Source organism: Bacillus sp. BD59S (assembly GCF_007363175.1).
Lineage (GTDB): Bacteria > Bacillota > Bacilli > Bacillales > Bacillaceae_G > Bacillus_A > Bacillus_A pacificus.
The window spans coordinates 204963-221282 of the sequence record NZ_CP034686.1 but is presented as its reverse complement, the minus strand read 5'-3'; the positions used below and the strand labels follow the sequence as shown (position 1 = coordinate 221282).

General features: G+C 38.0%; 14 protein-coding genes and 12 tRNA genes. 2 read left to right on the top strand and 24 right to left on the bottom strand.

Annotated features, from left to right (window positions below; all coding sequences use genetic code 11):
- Positions 1-13: 13 nt before the first annotated feature.
- From EKQ63_RS03180 to EKQ63_RS03120, 13 genes are all read right to left on the bottom strand, one after another.
- Positions 14-89, bottom strand: a tRNA-Asp gene (locus EKQ63_RS03180).
- Between the two features lie 175 nt (positions 90-264).
- Positions 265-335: transfer RNA gene (locus EKQ63_RS03175), tRNA-Gly, on the bottom strand.
- Between the two features lies 1 nt (position 336).
- Positions 337-413 (bottom strand) — tRNA-Pro (locus tag EKQ63_RS03170).
- Positions 414-417: 4 nt separating this feature from the next.
- Positions 418-494 (bottom strand) — tRNA-Arg (locus EKQ63_RS03165).
- A gap of 97 nt (positions 495-591) precedes the next feature.
- Positions 592-674 (bottom strand) — tRNA-Leu (locus EKQ63_RS03160).
- Positions 675-690: 16 nt separating this feature from the next.
- Positions 691-763 (bottom strand) — tRNA-Lys (locus tag EKQ63_RS03155).
- Positions 764-768: 5 nt separating this feature from the next.
- A tRNA-Gln gene (locus EKQ63_RS03150) sits at positions 769-843 on the bottom strand.
- Positions 844-930: 87 nt separating this feature from the next.
- A tRNA-Asp gene (locus tag EKQ63_RS03145) sits at positions 931-1006 on the bottom strand.
- A 46-nt stretch (positions 1007-1052) separates the two neighbouring features.
- Positions 1053-1128 (bottom strand) — tRNA-Val (locus tag EKQ63_RS03140).
- A gap of 4 nt (positions 1129-1132) precedes the next feature.
- Positions 1133-1207, bottom strand: a tRNA-Glu gene (locus EKQ63_RS03135).
- 8 nt (positions 1208-1215) lie between these two features.
- Positions 1216-1306 (bottom strand) — tRNA-Ser (locus tag EKQ63_RS03130).
- 3 nt (positions 1307-1309) lie between these two features.
- A tRNA-Asn gene (locus tag EKQ63_RS03125) sits at positions 1310-1384 on the bottom strand.
- A gap of 114 nt (positions 1385-1498) precedes the next feature.
- Entirely contained in the window at positions 1499-1957 is a 459-nt protein-coding gene (locus tag EKQ63_RS03120; protein WP_062822141.1) for a SprT family protein, read from the bottom strand.
- 195 nt (positions 1958-2152) lie between these two features.
- Between EKQ63_RS03120 and cmpA the strand changes: the two genes are divergently transcribed.
- Positions 2153-2269, top strand: coding sequence for a cortex morphogenetic protein CmpA (gene cmpA, locus EKQ63_RS03115; protein ID WP_001143642.1), 117 nt, complete (start codon positions 2153-2155; stop codon positions 2267-2269).
- 57 nt (positions 2270-2326) lie between these two features.
- Here the strand turns inward: cmpA and EKQ63_RS03110 are convergent, their stop codons facing one another.
- The 6 genes from EKQ63_RS03110 to acpS form a co-directional block, all read right to left on the bottom strand.
- Positions 2327-4495 carry a Tex family protein gene (locus EKQ63_RS03110; protein WP_143880717.1) on the bottom strand — a complete coding sequence of 723 codons (2169 nt, stop codon included), beginning with the start codon at positions 4493-4495 and terminating at the stop codon, positions 2327-2329.
- Positions 4496-4562: 67 nt separating this feature from the next.
- Positions 4563-4913 carry a type II toxin-antitoxin system endoribonuclease NdoA gene (gene ndoA, locus EKQ63_RS03105; RefSeq protein WP_000635963.1) on the bottom strand — a complete coding sequence of 117 codons (351 nt, stop codon included), beginning with the start codon at positions 4911-4913 and terminating at the stop codon, positions 4563-4565.
- A 4-nt stretch (positions 4914-4917) separates the two neighbouring features.
- Complete coding sequence (locus EKQ63_RS03100; RefSeq protein ID WP_000004570.1) at positions 4918-5205, bottom strand: antitoxin EndoAI; 288 nt, start codon at positions 5203-5205, stop codon at positions 4918-4920.
- Between the two features lie 310 nt (positions 5206-5515).
- On the bottom strand, positions 5516-6685 hold the full coding sequence (alr, locus tag EKQ63_RS03095; RefSeq protein WP_087952195.1) for an alanine racemase: 1170 nt from the start codon (positions 6683-6685) through the stop codon (positions 5516-5518).
- A 118-nt stretch (positions 6686-6803) separates the two neighbouring features.
- On the bottom strand, positions 6804-7754 hold the full coding sequence (locus EKQ63_RS03090; RefSeq protein ID WP_143881751.1) for a LolA family protein: 951 nt from the start codon (positions 7752-7754) through the stop codon (positions 6804-6806).
- 156 nt (positions 7755-7910) lie between these two features.
- On the bottom strand, positions 7911-8270 hold the full coding sequence (gene acpS / locus EKQ63_RS03085) for a holo-ACP synthase (RefSeq protein ID WP_000635039.1): 360 nt from the start codon (positions 8268-8270) through the stop codon (positions 7911-7913).
- Between the two features lie 92 nt (positions 8271-8362).
- On the opposite strand from acpS, the gene EKQ63_RS03080 reads away from it, so the two are divergent.
- On the top strand, positions 8363-8911 hold the full coding sequence (locus tag EKQ63_RS03080) for a rhomboid family intramembrane serine protease (protein ID WP_087952198.1): 549 nt from the start codon (positions 8363-8365) through the stop codon (positions 8909-8911).
- 168 nt (positions 8912-9079) lie between these two features.
- On the opposite strand, the gene uvsE is transcribed toward EKQ63_RS03080, so the two are convergent.
- The 5 genes from uvsE to EKQ63_RS03055 form a co-directional block, all read right to left on the bottom strand.
- Positions 9080-10042: a UV DNA damage repair endonuclease UvsE gene (gene uvsE, locus EKQ63_RS03075; RefSeq protein WP_087952199.1), complete on the bottom strand. Its 963-nt coding sequence runs from the start codon at positions 10040-10042 to the stop codon at positions 9080-9082.
- A gap of 96 nt (positions 10043-10138) precedes the next feature.
- Positions 10139-11725, bottom strand: coding sequence for a degradosome RNA helicase CshA (locus EKQ63_RS03070; RefSeq protein ID WP_087996337.1), 1587 nt, complete (start codon positions 11723-11725; stop codon positions 10139-10141).
- 305 nt (positions 11726-12030) lie between these two features.
- Complete coding sequence (gene murF / locus EKQ63_RS03065; protein WP_087996339.1) at positions 12031-13407, bottom strand: UDP-N-acetylmuramoyl-tripeptide--D-alanyl-D-alanine ligase; 1377 nt, start codon at positions 13405-13407, stop codon at positions 12031-12033.
- Positions 13408-13468: 61 nt separating this feature from the next.
- Entirely contained in the window at positions 13469-14554 is a 1086-nt protein-coding gene (locus EKQ63_RS03060; protein WP_087952201.1) for a D-alanine--D-alanine ligase, read from the bottom strand.
- Positions 14555-14940: 386 nt separating this feature from the next.
- Positions 14941-16212, bottom strand: coding sequence for an MDR family MFS transporter (locus EKQ63_RS03055; protein ID WP_087996343.1), 1272 nt, complete (start codon positions 16210-16212; stop codon positions 14941-14943).
- Positions 16213-16320 lie beyond the last annotated feature (108 nt).

Here is a 16320-nt window from a genome sequence, read left to right as displayed (position 1 = left end):
TCTTTATATAAAATGGCGGTCCCGACCGGGGTCGAACCGGCGATCTCCTGCGTGACAGGCAGGCATGTTAACCACTACACCACGGGACCATTTGGTTGCGGGGACAGGATTTGAACCTGCGACCTTCGGGTTATGTATTAGGCACGCCGCCAGCGTTCATCCTGAGCCAGGATCAAACTCTCCAATAAAGTTAGTTTGTCTAGCATCTAAAATAAAAATTGACGTTTCACGTTGTTTGTTTCGTTCAGTTTTCAAAGAACTAAAAGCGGGTGAAGAGAATCGAACTCTCGACCAGAGCTTGGAAGGCTCTTGTTTTACCACTAAACTACACCCGCGTGGTCGGGAAGACAGGATTTGAACCTGCGACCCCCTGGTCCCAAACCAGGTGCTCTACCAAGCTGAGCCACTTCCCGTAATTGGCGCGCCCGAGAGGAGTCGAACCCCTAACCTCTTGATCCGTAGTCAAACGCTCTATCCAATTGAGCTACGGGCGCTTATTCATGATGTTTTTTCGTCGTTGTATTTTGGCGACTCAATTATCTTATCATACTACATTTTCAAATGCAAGTACTTTTTAAAAAAGATTTTTGATGCGGCCGAGAGGACTTGAACCTCCACAGGGTTTCCCCCACTAGGCCCTCAACCTAGCGCGTCTGCCGTTCCGCCACGACCGCGCGAAAAAAACAAAAGTGAGCCATGAAGGACTCGAACCTTCGACCCTCTGATTAAAAGTCAGATGCTCTACCAACTGAGCTAATGGCTCGTAAATGGCTGGGCTAGCTGGATTCGAACCAGCGCATGACGGAGTCAAAGTCCGTTGCCTTACCGCTTGGCTATAGCCCATCGAAATACTTATCTCATTTTCAAAGACAAATGTTATTGTACCATAATGACCAATAAAAAACAACTGCCAATTAGCAGAAGTTAAAATGGCGGTCCCGACCGGGGTCGAACCGGCGATCTCCTGCGTGACAGGCAGGCATGTTAACCACTACACCACGGGACCATTTAATCTTTACATTAATGTCATTTTACTTTTCATTATACTATTATGGTGGAGGATGACGGGATCGAACCGCCGACCCCCTGCTTGTAAGGCAGGTGCTCTCCCAGCTGAGCTAATCCTCCGAAGTGGTGACCCGTACGGGATTCGAACCCGTGTTACCGCCGTGAAAGGGCGGTGTCTTAACCACTTGACCAACGGGCCAATATGAATGGCAGAGAAGAAGGGATTCGAACCCTCGCACCGCGTTCGCGATCTACTCCCTTAGCAGGGGAGCCCCTTGAGCCACTTGGGTACTTCTCTGTATGGCTCCGCAGGTAGGACTCGAACCTACGACCGATCGGTTAACAGCCGATAGCTCTACCACTGAGCTACTGCGGAATAATAAAGACAATTTGTATCTTATAAAATTTCTCATTGTAAGTCAAGAGGTTTTTTCGCAACATCTTGTACAAACGTGACATGTTTATAATATACTGGATTGCGTTTTCACTGTCAAGATGTTTTCTTTATCAGATTTAGTTTACCTTTACACTTTCCGCAGACATATCTTTTTGTATTAATTTGACGTCTTCTTACATATTGAAGCAAACACTCCATACATTCATACACATAAACCTTTTTTTCCTTCTCTTCATTCATCATTCGTTTACAAAAGCGTGGTGCATCAACTGCCTTTAATAGTTCTCGAAAATCCTTATCCCGATGCTTATACCCTCGTCCTGTAATATGTAAGTGATAATGACAAAGTTCATGTTTAACAATGCCAACTAATTCTTCTTTCCCATACATTTCGTAATATCGATAATTCAGTTCAATATTGTGTGTCTTCAATAGATAACGTCCGCCAGTTGTGCGCAACCTACTATTAAACATTGCCTTATGTAAAAATGGCATTCCGAAATATTGTAGTGATACTTCTTCAACTAGCCGCTGTATTTCTTGCTCATCCATTTTCATTCCCCCTAAACAAAAAAATATTTTTACACTTTTCTCCTCTCTTATACATATATTAAATAGTACATATACCCATCCTCATTCAAGAAGCGTGGTTTCTAAAAACATAGCAAAAATAGAAATCCACTCACCAACCTCTCATTAATAGTACCTTACATTTATGAGAGTAGGATCAAACAAGGAGGGATTCCTATGCCTACATGGCTCAAAAAACAAATGCAACGCGCATATTTTGAAAAAAACCGGTATCAAATTAAATTATTAAATGAATGCTGGTTTTATTATAGCAAAATACATCAAAGTTCCTAATCCATTACACATTTTATCCTATAAAAAAAGAGCAGTTTCATCTGCTCTCTTCTCTTACTATTCAATCGGCAACATAGATAATGCAACGCGACCTTTTTTCGTATCAATATCATCTACCCATACTTTGACGATTTGTCCGACAGATACAACATCTAACGGATGCTTCACGTATTGTTTGCTTAGTTTAGAAATATGTACTAAACCATCTTGTTTCACACCTACATCAACAAAAGCACCAAAATCAACAACGTTACGAACTGTTCCTTCCAGTTCCATACCACGTTTTAAATCTTCTAATTTCAAAATCCCTTTTTTCAGAAGTGGTTTAGGCAACTCATCCCTCATGTCTCGCTCTGGACTAATGAGAGCATCTATAATATCGACTAATGTTGGCTCTCCTACTCCCGTTTCTTGGGACAACTTAGAAATCTCCACTTCTTCTAAACTCTTTTGTAACTGTGGTTGCCCTACATCATCTTTTGATAATCCCAGACTCTTCAATAACAATTCAACATTTTTATATTGTTCTGGATGAATACCTGTACGGTCTAACGGATTTGCCCCTTCTAATATACGTAAGAAACCTATACATTGTTCATATGTCTTCGCGCCTAGACGTGGTATTTTCTTTAAGTCTGTTCGTTTTGTAAATTTCCCTTCTTCTTCACGCTTTGCTACAATATTTTTCGCAACAGTTTTTGATAAACCCGAAACATATTGCAACAACGCAACGGAAGCTGTATTTACATTCACACCGACTTGGTTAACTGCCGTCTCTACTACAAATGTTAATGATTCATTTAATCTCTTTTGAGATACATCATGTTGATATTGTCCAACTCCAACTGATTTCGGATCAATCTTTACAAGTTCAGCAAGCGGATCTTGCAGACGTCTGCCGATAGAAACCGCACTTCTTTCTTCAACCTGTAAATCCGGGAATTCCTCACGGGCTAAATCAGAAGCCGAATACACACTCGCACCAGCTTCGTTCACAATAATATAGAAGACTTCTCGTTTCACATTTTGTAATACATCAACTATAAATTCTTCTGATTCTCTAGAAGCTGTACCATTCCCAATCGCAATCATTTCAACCTGATATTTATCTATAATAGAAAGAACTTTCGCTTTTGCATCTTCATATTTACGCACTGGTGGATGCGGATAAATAACATCAATATATAGAACTTTCCCCGTATCGTCTACGATAGCTAATTTACAACCCGTTCTATATGCAGGGTCTACAGCTAACACAACCTTTCCTTTCATTGGAGGTTGTAATAACAAATTACGTAAGTTCTCAGAAAAAATATGTATCGCTTGTTCCTCAGCTGTTTCTGTTAATTCTTTTCGAATCTCCCTTTCAATAGAGGATTGAATTAATCGTTTATAACCATCCTCTATTGCTAACTTTACATACTGTGCACTTTTTGAATCGTTATCACGAATTACTTTCTTATATAAGAAGGTTACTATCTCATCTACTGGTGGAACAACAGAAACTCTCAATATATCTTCTTTCTCACCTCGATTCATCGCTAATACGCGATGCGGCACGACTTTCTGCAACGGTTCTTCATAGCTGTAATACATTTCATATATATTTTTTTCATCTTTCTCTTCATCTTTTACAGCCGAAGACATAACACCTTTTCTAAAAGTAACGTTCCGAATCCACCTACGATATGCCGCTTCATCTGAAACGATTTCTGCAATAATGTCTTGAGCACCTTGCAATGCTTCTTCTGCAGATTGCACTTCTTTCTCGGCATTTATAAACTCTATCGCCTTCTGATTCGGATCTTCTTTCGTATATAACAATAACCATTTAGCTAATGGCTCTAATCCTTTTTCTTTTGCAATCGTTGCTTTCGTTCTTCTCTTCTCTTTATACGGACGATATAAATCTTCTACTTCTTGCAACTTTGTAGCTTTCACAATTTGCTGACGTAATTCACCTGTCAGTTTTCCCTTTTCATCAATAAGACGAAAAACCTCTTCTTTCCTATCTTCAAGCTGCATCATATATTGCCATCTCTCTAAAATTGCACGAATTTGCACTTCATCTAAAGATCCTGTCCATTCTTTTCGGTAACGAGCAATAAATGGAACTGTGTTACCTTCTTCTGTTAATTGAATAACATGACGAACTTGCTTTTCCGTAAAGCCTAATTCCTTCACTAACATTTTCATTAACGCTTGTCGATTATCTACCATTTCCATATACAACCGTAACCTCCTCTATAATAAAAAAAGTTGCCCTTCAAAGAGAGCAACTTAAACTGCCGATTTAAAAATCTATTAGTCCTAAACTAATTTGTAGCGCTTCATCTACACGAATCATCATCACTTCATCTAAATGAGTGATTTTGTCCGTTAAGCGCTGCTTATCGATTGTTCGAATCTGCTCAAGTAAAATAACAGAATCTCTCTCAAAACCGTACTTTTTCGCATCAATTTCCACATGAGTGGGTAATTTAGCTTTTTGAATCTGTGCAGTAATAGCCGCTACAATCACCGTTGGACTAAAACGATTTCCGATGTCATTTTGAATGACAAGAACCGGACGAACGCCTCCTTGCTCAGAACCAACAACTGGGGAAAGGTCTGCAAAATACACGTCGCCGCGTTTTACAATCAAAATATTACCCCCCGCTAACTAAGCGTTCTACTGTATGAGCTGCTTCATACTCTGCTAAGAAAGCTTCAGATGCAATACCAAGATTAATTTTTCCCATTTCAATGTACCCACGTCGCATTGATTCATGTTGGTAGCGTTTCTTCGTCTTATGTTGACGCAATAACAGTTGTGTTGCCTGGCAAATTAGTTCATGGCGATTCTTATTCTCTTGTTTTCCAATTCCGTCCAATTCCGTTACCATTTGCTTTGGCAACCGAACCACGATTTCAGTAGTTACACTTGATTCGGACACAAAAATACACCTCCACCGTCAACTACACACCCAAATATATATATGACACCTATTGTAATAATACCATTGTATGGAGCCTGTTGCAAAGACTTCCTTATTCCTTGCTTATGTTTTCCAATTCACAAACAAAACATTCATATTCTTTTATTTTTTATCTCATTACAAACAAGAATCGAAAGAGTTTCTCCGCAAAATTCACGTTAAATTATGTTAAAAGTAACTATAAGTACAAAGCTTCTCATCAAAAACGAGCTTATTCCTAACCAATGAACAGCCCTCTCAAATGACAAGAAGCAAATCATACTACCTTCTATATATTATTCAGATAATTAATTACCTCTACAACCTTGCCATGCCGTATAAATATTCTCGGTACCCGAAAGCTTATCGTTGCAATAATTTCATAATTAATAGTTCCGGAATATTCAGCAACCTCAGTAGCACTAATATACTCATCACCTTGTCTTCCAATGAGTGTAACTTTCGTACCAAGTGGCACTTCACAAGGAAGATGAATCATGAACTGATCCATTGTTACTCGCCCTACAATCGGTACCCTTTTACCATTTACAAGCACTTCAAATCCTTGTAACCTTCTAAGCCAGCCATCTGCATAGCCAATCGCTACAGTCGCAATCCATTCTTCCGTTTTCGTTCGATAAGTGACGTTATAGCTGATTCCATCCCCTTTAATCACCTGTTTAATATGAGCAACTTTCGTATGCAATGATAGCGCTGGTTCTAATTTAAACGGTAAAAAAGGGCGTATTTCTACAGACGGGGATAACCCATACATCGCAATGCCAATTCGTACTGCATTAAATGTAATCCCTTGAAAACGTAGCGTTGCAGCACTATTAGCTGTATGGACAAACTTAGGATCTACTCCGAATTCTTTCAACCAACTTAACTGCTGCAAAAATGTGTTATATTGTTTATCAAAGTAAGAAGTCTCCACCTCATCCGCTGTTGCAAAATGTGTATAAACCCCTTCTAATTCTAAAAATGGTGCACCTTCTAAACTCTTTAAAAATCCCTTTAATTCTTTTCGTTCGCGTATCCCAATTCTCCCCATACCACTATCAAAATTAATATGGTATTTCATTTTAGATGAACCATCCCATAGTTTGATTGCTTCATCCACCCATTCTTTTTGAAAAACAGTTAACGCTACATCATTTTCAGCAGCTACATTAACATCACGAGGTGGGGAAGGACCTAATACTAAAATTGGCACAGTAATACCAGCCCTTCGAAGCACTAAAGCTTCATCTAAAAAAGCAACTGCTAACCTTGTCGCCCCCGCTTCTAATGCCGTTTTAGCTACCGGTACATAATCGTGTCCATATGCATTCGCTTTAACTACAGCAAAAATCTCTACATCACTTGGAATGAAATTTTTAATGTGTGTAATATTGTTATAAATCGCATCTAAATCCACTTCCACCCAAGTGTCACGGTAAAATGGTGCTTCTTCCATAAATACACTTCCTTATACACGATATGCGAAGCTTATTCTTTTATATGCTTCTTTTATGAAATCCACCCTTCAAACTAAGAAAAGACGTGGTGCACATATATCACCACGTCTAAGAAGTTTACTTCACTTGCTTCTCTGTAACTGAACGAGCAACCATTAACAGCTCCTTCGGCTCTAAACCTTTAGACACGAGCATATATTCTACTCCGTTATGCGACCACGTTAAAGAGTCTTTCGTCAATGCTCCAATTGTAAAGCCAAGATCAACCAATTCTCCACTTACATTTATCGCTGACGAAGCCTCTGCAACTTTTGCCTTTTCTTGTATTAAAGTAAAGGATTTCTTACTTCCAGTGTATGTGAGTATCGCACGCTTGCCACTGTCTGTCTTCAACTCTTTTTCATCTTTCAAAGTCATACCTTGCGGCGTATCACGCGGATACAAAATAGCAAATGGTTTGTCTTCTTTCGCTGTCGTTTGAACATCTACTTGCGCTCTAGACATATTTTGTTTCGTATCAAATGCACCTTTATCAAACTTCGCATCAAATTTCACTTTAGAGAAATCTACTTTCACAAGAACATTTTGATCATTATCCATTAACTTCACCGAAACTGGTGTTAAATCACTTTTCTTCAATGTAATCTCTTGTTTCGGCAACATGTTTTGGTGTTGATAATTTGTTTTTGTTTTAAAGATATAATACTTATCTGTTTTTTCAAAAGTAAGGCTTTTCTTATCCTGCAAAATATCTCTAACAAGAGATTCGTATAAATAAGCCTGGCTACTATTTTGCGGCCAATCACTTTGGAAACGGAAACTCTTATTAAGCGCTGGCGTTAATACAAATACACCTTCTTCATTCCTTAAAATAATTTGACTTTGATCTTTTTTCGCATTCTGCAAATTCACACGATAAAAAGAAGGTTCCTTATGCCATATTTCTACCTTATACTCCTGAGGCTCATTCCCTGTTTTAATAGATAATTTCGCTTCAGCTTGATAACTTTTCAACCCTTTTACTTTCGCCTCTAAATCTCTCACAACATCATCTTGTTTCTTTTCCATACAACCGGCCAACGCAAAAACGGTTAATAAACCGACAAGAACTAAAAACAGACGCCTTTTCATCACTTCAGCCCCTTTGCCCCTATAAATGAATGGAAGATGTACCTTCCTTATCGCTACCACAAATATATGAGACAAAGATATAAAATATGCAGACTAGCGTGACGAGCTTTCTAAAACAACTTGAGCAACAGCAAATTCCTTACTATGACTAATTGATAAATGAACAATATGCTCTGTACTTGTAATAAGAATCGGCTTACCTCTATCATCATTTCTTACTTCAATATCTAAAAAACTCACTTCTTTCCCGATACCAGTCCCTACCGCTTTTGAATACGCCTCTTTCGCTGCAAATCTTCCAGCTACAAACTCTGTAAGGCGACTTCCCTTCAGCCCCTTAGCAACATTACGTTCATTTTCAGTTAAAATACGTTCCATAAATTTAAGCTTTCCATCTAGCATTTTTTCAATTCGATTTAATTCAATAATATCGATTCCAATCCCTACAATCATTTCAAAATCCCCTTCTTCTATTTAGCTTTCTTTTTTCATATTGTAAGAATAACAGAGAATCTTTCTGATGCAAAAGGAGTGATACTCACAACATGCTAATACCATCCGCCCGCATTTCCTTACAACCAATCGTCATAGCTTTACTTCTCATACAATTAATCATGATTATACTAGGCGATTTTTTCCTCTTTCCTATGGCAGCTTATAATGAATATATCGCTAAAGGAGAATGGTGGCGTCTCATAACTTCCCTGCTCGTACATGTAGACTTACAACATTTTCTTGCTAATAGTATTTGTTTATTCGTACTTGGCTCTTCTATTGAAAAACAACTAGGGCACTTTTCTTTCATCACTATTTTTTTCCTTTCCGGCATTCTCGGAAATATTTCCTCTTATCTAATTATGCCTCATGAATACATTCATGCCGGGGCATCTGGTGGTATTTTCGGATTGCTAGGTGCACAATTATTTCTATTGTATAGCCGATATCGTTCTTCCAATCCAAGAGACATCGCTATTTTTTCAATCATGATATGTATATTACTACTATTCACTTTCTTCAATCCCTCTGCCAACCCTATCAGCCATTTAACAGGATTGATCATTGGTGGTATTTGCACTCCTTTATTAATAAAGTGAAACTTTAATCAGTGGGGGTTTTGTCCATCCCCCACCGATTATTAGCCCACACCAATCGGGCTTTTACGGGCAGTTAATCTCCCACCTCCCCCTCGTATTCACCAAATTTTGAGGTAGGAGTCTTACAGCTCGCAAATAGCGGGGCAAAAAAACTCGATGGTGCAGAGCTCATTTAATATAAAAGCTCGCACCATCGACAATCTCTACATCTGTTTGTTCACTTAAATCTCTCATGAGTTGAAATAAAGACTCATCCTTCTTCTTCGCTTCAATCATACAATCAATTTGCGGAACACTTCCTTTTATCTTTTTTAAAAAAGATAAAAAAGTATCTACATTAATAAAGTCCGCATGTGCCCTTGGGTCTTTTCCCTCTCTAGGACTAGAAATGTGCATTTTCACCGGTAACAAAGACGATTCCCACGTATGTACAACACGCGCCCAATCTTCATGCCAATCTTCTCGCTCATGATTCATCATATGATGATGTAAATCAAATACAACGGGAATGTCCAACTTTTCTCCTAAATATAATGTGTCCTCGAGCGTAAAAGTTGTATCATCATTTTCTAACATAATCATTTCCTGAATACCTCTTGGGACATTAGACCAATTCTCTATAAAACGCTCTAATGCGAGCTCTTTATCTTTATATCCGCCACCAACATGCATTACACATCGTTGCTTATGTTCAATTCCCATACCTTTTAATAATTTTCTATGCATTTGTAATGTCTTGACAGATTGTTTAAAAATATTCTCCTCAGGTGAATTGAGTACAACAAAATGATCTGGATGAAAATCAATACGCATATTCATTCGAATAGCGTACTCACCTAGCACTTTTAAATTTTCTTTTAAGGGACGAATGTAGTTCCACTCTAACAACTCATCATGATTCGCTAAAGGAATCAACTTAGAGCTAAGTCGAAAAAAGGATATATCATGGCCTTTATTATGCTTTAATAACCGTAAGCAATTTTCCAAATTAGAATTAGCAATTCTTTCAAGTTTACGAATCGCCGCTTCCCGATCATCTATTTTTTGAAACTGCGCGTACGTCATCGTTTGAGACGGAGATGCATTTTTTAAATGTACACTCATCGCAACATACCCAAGTCTTACAAGCATGTAGCACCTCATTTCTACACAAGTTATTATGTAGTATGTACAATTACAGAAATAAAAAAAGAGAATGCCGGAAAAGGGCATTCTCTTTTTTTATTATTAAGCTTGTGGCTTACGGCTATGATGTTTTCTTTCGCCGCGTCCGTTTGAAGATCCTGGGCGACCTTGACCTTCACCACGACGACCACGGTTACCTTCACGGCTACCTTCACGATTGCGATCACGGTTACCGTCACGATTACGACCATCACGATTACGGTCACGGTTACGACCATCGCCACCGCGTCCATCACGACTACGATTACGGTTACCATCACGGTATCCGCCTCCGTTACCGCCACGTTTTTTAGAACCGCCACCTCTTGAAACAACTGGTGGTTCTGATGTTAAAGCGATTGGAGTTGTATCTGGCTCTTTTGTCATCATTTTTAAAGCAGCAGCTACTACTGTTACAGAGTCGTTCTCTTCTAACATTTCTTCTGCAATACGCTTGTAGTATGCTAAGTTTTCATTTTCAATTGTGTTTTGAAGTTTTTCAGCGATTAAACGTTGTTGACCTTCTAGTGCCTCGTCAAGTGTTGGTGCATCCATGCGGTCCATTTTACGTTTTGTTGTACGCTCAATATTTTTTAATTGTCCAGATTCACGTGGTGTTACAAATAGCATTGCAATACCTTTTTTACCTGCACGACCAGTACGGCCAATACGGTGAACGTATGATTCTGGATCTTGTGGAATATCGAAGTTGTATACGTGTGTTACACCTGAAATATCAAGACCACGCGCAGCAACGTCTGTTGCAACAAGAACTTCAATAGAACCTTCTTTGAACTTACGTAATACAGACATACGTTTCGCCTGAGTTAAATCACCATGGATACCTTCCGCAGCATAACCACGTAAATTTAATGCTTCTGATAATTCATCAACACGACGCTTTGTACGACCGAATACAATCGCAAGCTCTGGAGATTGAATGTCTAATAAGCGTGTTAATACGTCAAACTTTTTCTTTTCTTGCACTTCTAAATAGAACTGCTGAATGTTTGGCATTGTTACTTCTTTTGCTTTTACTTTAATGTGTTGAGGCTCAGTCATGAAACGCTCAGCAATTCGACGGATTGGGTCCGGCATTGTCGCTGAGAATAGTAATGTTTGGTGTGTTTCTGGCACATCTGTTAAAATTGCTTCAATATCTTCAATGAAGCCCATGTTTAACATTTCATCCGCTTCGTCAAGAACAACTGTCTCTACGTTTTGTAAGCGAAGTGTTTTACGGTTAATATGATCTAAAATACGACCCGGCGTACCAACAATAATGTGTGGGTGTTTTTTTAGAGCACGAATTTGGCGGTTAATATCTTGACCACCGTAAATTGGTAAGATACGAACGCGTTTATGTTTACCAATTTTGTATAGCTCTTCTCCAACTTGAATTGCTAATTCACGCGTTGGCGCGATAACAATACCTTGAACCGATTCTTTATGTGTATCCACTTTATCTAATAGTGGTAATCCGAATGCTGCTGTTTTCCCTGTACCTGTTTGTGCTTGCCCAATAATATCCTTACCTTGCAATGCATGTGGAATTGTTTCAGCTTGAATTGGCGTAGCCTCTTCAAAGCCCATACTTTCAACAGATTGCAGTAAAGAATCACTTAATCCTAATTCTCGAAATGTTGTCAATGTTACTTCTCCTTTTCTATCCTATACTTATCATTTAAAAAAAGGCGTTTTCCGAATTTGCGGAAAAGCCCTTTTCCTGAATGCTCACGTATATAAACGGGCGTATATTCTTCACGAAAATACTTCTAAACGTTATTACACTTTATCAATTATAAGTTTTGTATGTGTAAAAAGCAAACCCAACTGTTACCTTATTTTCATATTCAGAGGTTTTTTCTTCACTTTTATTTTTTTATATTTACTGTAAGCGCTTATTATAAGTTTCTTCTTTTTTCGTAGCTATCATCCCTATTTATATACACCAATTATTTCAACATCGTAATTACTTCTTCCAATTTCATACCGCGAGATGCTTTTACTAATACAACATCTTTTGCATCGACTACTGCTTGCAACTCTTTTACTAACTCTTCTTTATTATCATAAGCCTTTACACGTTCGTTAGGGAAATTAATTTTCGCTCCTTCAGCAATTTGAGCCCCTAATTTACCATATGTGAACACATAGGAGATTTTTGCTGGATCGATTAATTTACCTACCTCATAATGAAACTGTACTTCTTGATCTCCAAGCTCTAACATATCGCCGAGAACAACAATTTTTTTAGAGAATCCATCTAAACCATTCATTAGGTGGAATGCTGCTTCCATAGCCGTTGGACTTGCATTATAAGCATCGTTGATAATTGTTAATCCACTATTTGTTTTTACAATTTCCATACGCATGCCTGTCATTTGAAGTGTTACTAAACCTTCTTTCATCTCTTCCCACGTTACACCAAAGTGTTTCGCAATTGCCATAGAAGCAAGCGTATTATACACATTGTGTTTCCCTAATACCGGTAGATAGAATGAAATGTTTTCTTCTCTATTCATTTTAAAGTGTGTCCCAGTTGCTTGTAACGTTACAGTCGTTGGATAGTAATCATTTGCTCTAGCATCACCAAACGTAACTGTTTCAGCTATTAAATTCATTTCAGGAACACGATTCGTTAATAATGGCTCGTCTCCGTTATATACGAACACTCCACCTTCTTGTAGTCCTGTCACAATTTCTAATTTCGCTTCAGCAATTGCCTCACGAGAGCCTAAGTCCATTAAATGCGCTTCACCAATGTTCGTAATGATAGCTGCATTTGGACGAGCTAACTTAGATAGGAATTCAATTTCCCCGCGGCTTGACATTCCCATTTCTAATACAGCCACTTCTGTATTTTCTTCTAAGTTTAAAATAGTAAGAGGTAGCCCGATATGATTATTGAAGTTTCCTTCTGTTTTTTGAACTTTGAATTTAGTCGCAAGAAGACTTGTTACAATATCTTTTGTAGATGTTTTACCGTTACTACCTGTCACACCAATCACTTTAACATCCAATTGGTCGCGATAGTTTTTTGCTAACATTTGTAATGCTGATAGCGTGTCTTCTACAAAAATAACCGGAAGATTCTCAGGTGGATTTGCTACATCTTTCATCCATAATGTCGCCACAGCTCCATTTTCAACAGCTTTATCTACAAAAGCATGTCCATCGAAACGTTCACCTTGAATCGGAACATATAAGTTTCCTTTTTCGATTTTTCTCGTATCAATAGACACTCCTTGTATAGTAGTCCCCTCATATTGCTCTGCTAATCCCGTACCATTTGTCATTTGTTCTACTTGTTTTAACGTTCGATTTATCATAAAAAACACTCCTCACATAGAGGAAGCACTATTCCTGCGAATAGTGCCTCCTCCTTTTTTGTTAGATTGTATATTTAATTTTTTGTTTTTCTTCGTGACGCTCCATTGCTAAACGAATTAGCTCTTCAATTAATTCCGGATACGGTAATCCAGTATGTTGCCATAATAGAGGGAACATACTAAACGGCGTAAATCCTGGCATCGTATTCACTTCGTTAATATATACTTCTCCATCTTTCGTTAAGAAGAAATCAGCTCTTGTTAAGCCCGCACCATCTAACGATTGGAATGCAATAATTGCATCTCGCTTAATAACGTTAGACTCTTCTTCTGTCATTTCAGCTGGAATAATCAACGCTGTATCGCCATCGATGTATTTCGACTTATAATCATAGAAGTCTTTTTTCGGTACGATTTCACCTACAACTGAACATTTCGGCTCATCATTACCTAATACACCAACTTCTACTTCACGTCCAACAATATTTTCTTCTACAATAATTTTGCGGTCAAATTGGAATGCCTCTTCAAATGCATTCTCAAGTTCTTCACGATTTTTACACTTATTAATCCCAACACTTGAACCAAGGTTTGCTGGTTTTACGAAGCAAGGATATCCTAATACTTCTTCTACCTTTTCATATGCTGTTTCACGATCTTTTTCCCATGCGCTACGAATGAATGATGCATATTTTGCTTGCTTCAATCCAGCTTCCGCAAAAATGTTTTTCATAATAACTTTATCCATACCAGCAGCAGATGCTAGAACACCATTTCCTACATAAGGAATATTCATCAATTCTAATAATCCTTGAACCGTTCCATCTTCACCATTTGGTCCATGTAGTAATGGGAAAATAACGTCAATAGCATTTTCCTCAGAACCTGCCGATGGAATGATTTCTGTGCTTAATGATAACGGAGAAATCGCATTTTCTGCCCCGCTCATTTTTAGAACTTCAACATCTGTCACTTCACCTTCAATACGCTCACCGCGTACCCATTGACCTTGTTCTGTAATGTAAATTGGATGAATCTCGAATTTATCTTGATTTAATGCTTTAATAGCAGCAAGAGCCGTTTGTAGCGAAACTTGATGCTCAGCTGATTTTCCACCATATAATAAACCTAATTTAATTTTTGTCACTGAAATCACCCTAACCAATTGTTTTCATTTTTCTATTTTAGCACTTTTTATAAAAATAGGTAGTTCCTATTTGAAATAAAATGCAACTTCCACAAATAATTAAATGACACCACTTATTGGTTTTCTATACTTTTTCCACTTAACTTTCTTCATACATATATAAAGTGAAACTTTAATCAGTGGGGGGGTTCTTCATCCCCTACTGATTATCAGCCCTCACCAATCGGACTTTTATGGGCAGCCCGCCCCCCACCTAACTTCTTTGCTTTCGCTGAATTTTGAGGTGGGGGTCTTACTGCCCATTAAAGTGGGGTAAAATTGCAAACCAATCTAGTTATGTACCTAAAATATGTAGAAATCCCCTTTTTGTGTATGTCATCTAATCATTAAGAAGATTGTTTGGTTAGTGTGCTTTTGTGCCTTTGTTCAACGAGACGATCTAAAGAAACATATACAATACCTGCAACTACACATCCTACAGCTAAAATTGTAAATAAAAAGTGGCCAAGTAATCGATCTAATAAAAAACCTCCAAGAAGTGGACCGAATGCACTTCCTGTAATCCACTGCAAACTCGCAGCTCCCATATAAGTCCCTCTCAAATGCTCAGGGGCCAAATTCGCTACAAACGTCATCTGTACGGGGGACATAATCATTTCACCTAACGTATATATGGCATATACAAACAATAAAGTTATTAAAATAATCGTAGCATTTGCATCAAATTCTCCAAACCACTTCGGTAACCACCCTATAAAAAATAACCCAATCCCAAACAAACATGCACCATATAACATCGTCTTTCCGACAGGTTTATCTGTGGCCCATTTTGAAATTTGAAATTGAAACAACACCACTAGTAGTCCATTTAAAGCCATTAAATATGAATATGGATTGTTAGTTCCAAAAATATCCTTCATTTCATTATCAAAGTGCAGTGGCAACATGCCTTCTGTTTGAGAAAATCCCATCGAAATAATGATACCTGCTAATAAATAAATCATAAGTGCCTTATCTCGAAATACAATTTTCCACACTGCTCCTGATTCCTTTTCTGTATCATCTTCTTTATTCGTACTCTTTGGCATTGTCTCTTGAATAAGGACGAATACAAGTAATGCATAAAATAACATCGTAGACGAAGCAATAACAAACACAAGGTTCTTCGATAACATAACTACTGAAGCTCCCATTATCGGACCAATTGCAGCACCTATATTGTGTCCCATTCGCAATAAACCATATGCTTCTGTTCTTTTTTCTGGCGCCGTTACATCCGCAACCATCGCTGATGCAGCTGGATGAAATAACGAATTACTTAACCCTAAAAAAATAGATAAAATCGCATATGGAATAAATCCTTCTATAAATAAAAAACCGAGCATGAATACCGCATTGCTCGCCATCGAAAATATCATAATCGGTTTTCTTCCATATATATCAGCAATTCTTCCCCCTATAATTGATCCAAAGCTTGCAGCAATTGGAGACAGTGCCATAATCACTCCGACCTGTAATAATGAATCTACCTTATCTTTTAAATATAATGCAAAAAAAGGCATCAACATCATCATTGCAATTCCATTTAACGTCTCACCAATAAACCGAATCCATACGTTACGGTCCATCTCCCTTAACTCACGCCACGTATTTTTCATTATTTCACCCCTTTTGTTCACCAATAATTATCTTATAACAAGTTCAGAATAATGTAAATTTTCAAAATTAAAAATCCATTCTAACAGAATTAGAATGGATTTTTCTAC

Bases quoted from the DNA above. Each gene is read 5' to 3' on its own strand.
- EKQ63_RS03120 (WP_062822141.1), bottom strand. From the start codon at position 1,957: ATGGATGAGCAAGAAATACAGCGGCTAGTTGAAGAAGTATCACTACAA.
- cmpA (WP_001143642.1), top strand. From the start codon at position 2,153: ATGCCTACATGGCTCAAAAAACAAATGCAACGCGCATATTTTGAAAAA.
- EKQ63_RS03110 (WP_143880717.1), bottom strand. From the start codon at position 4,495: ATGGAAATGGTAGATAATCGACAAGCGTTAATGAAAATGTTAGTGAAG.
- alr (WP_087952195.1), bottom strand. From the start codon at position 6,685: ATGGAAGAAGCACCATTTTACCGTGACACTTGGGTGGAAGTGGATTTA.
- EKQ63_RS03090 (WP_143881751.1), bottom strand. From the start codon at position 7,754: ATGGAAAAGAAACAAGATGATGTTGTGAGAGATTTAGAGGCGAAAGTA.
- acpS (WP_000635039.1), bottom strand. From the start codon at position 8,270: ATGATTGTAGGGATTGGAATCGATATTATTGAATTAAATCGAATTGAA.
- EKQ63_RS03080 (WP_087952198.1), top strand. From the start codon at position 8,363: ATGCTAATACCATCCGCCCGCATTTCCTTACAACCAATCGTCATAGCT.
- uvsE (WP_087952199.1), bottom strand. From the start codon at position 10,042: ATGCTTGTAAGACTTGGGTATGTTGCGATGAGTGTACATTTAAAAAAT.
- murF (WP_087996339.1), bottom strand. From the start codon at position 13,407: ATGATAAATCGAACGTTAAAACAAGTAGAACAAATGACAAATGGTACG.
- EKQ63_RS03055 (WP_087996343.1), bottom strand. From the start codon at position 16,212: ATGAAAAATACGTGGCGTGAGTTAAGGGAGATGGACCGTAACGTATGG.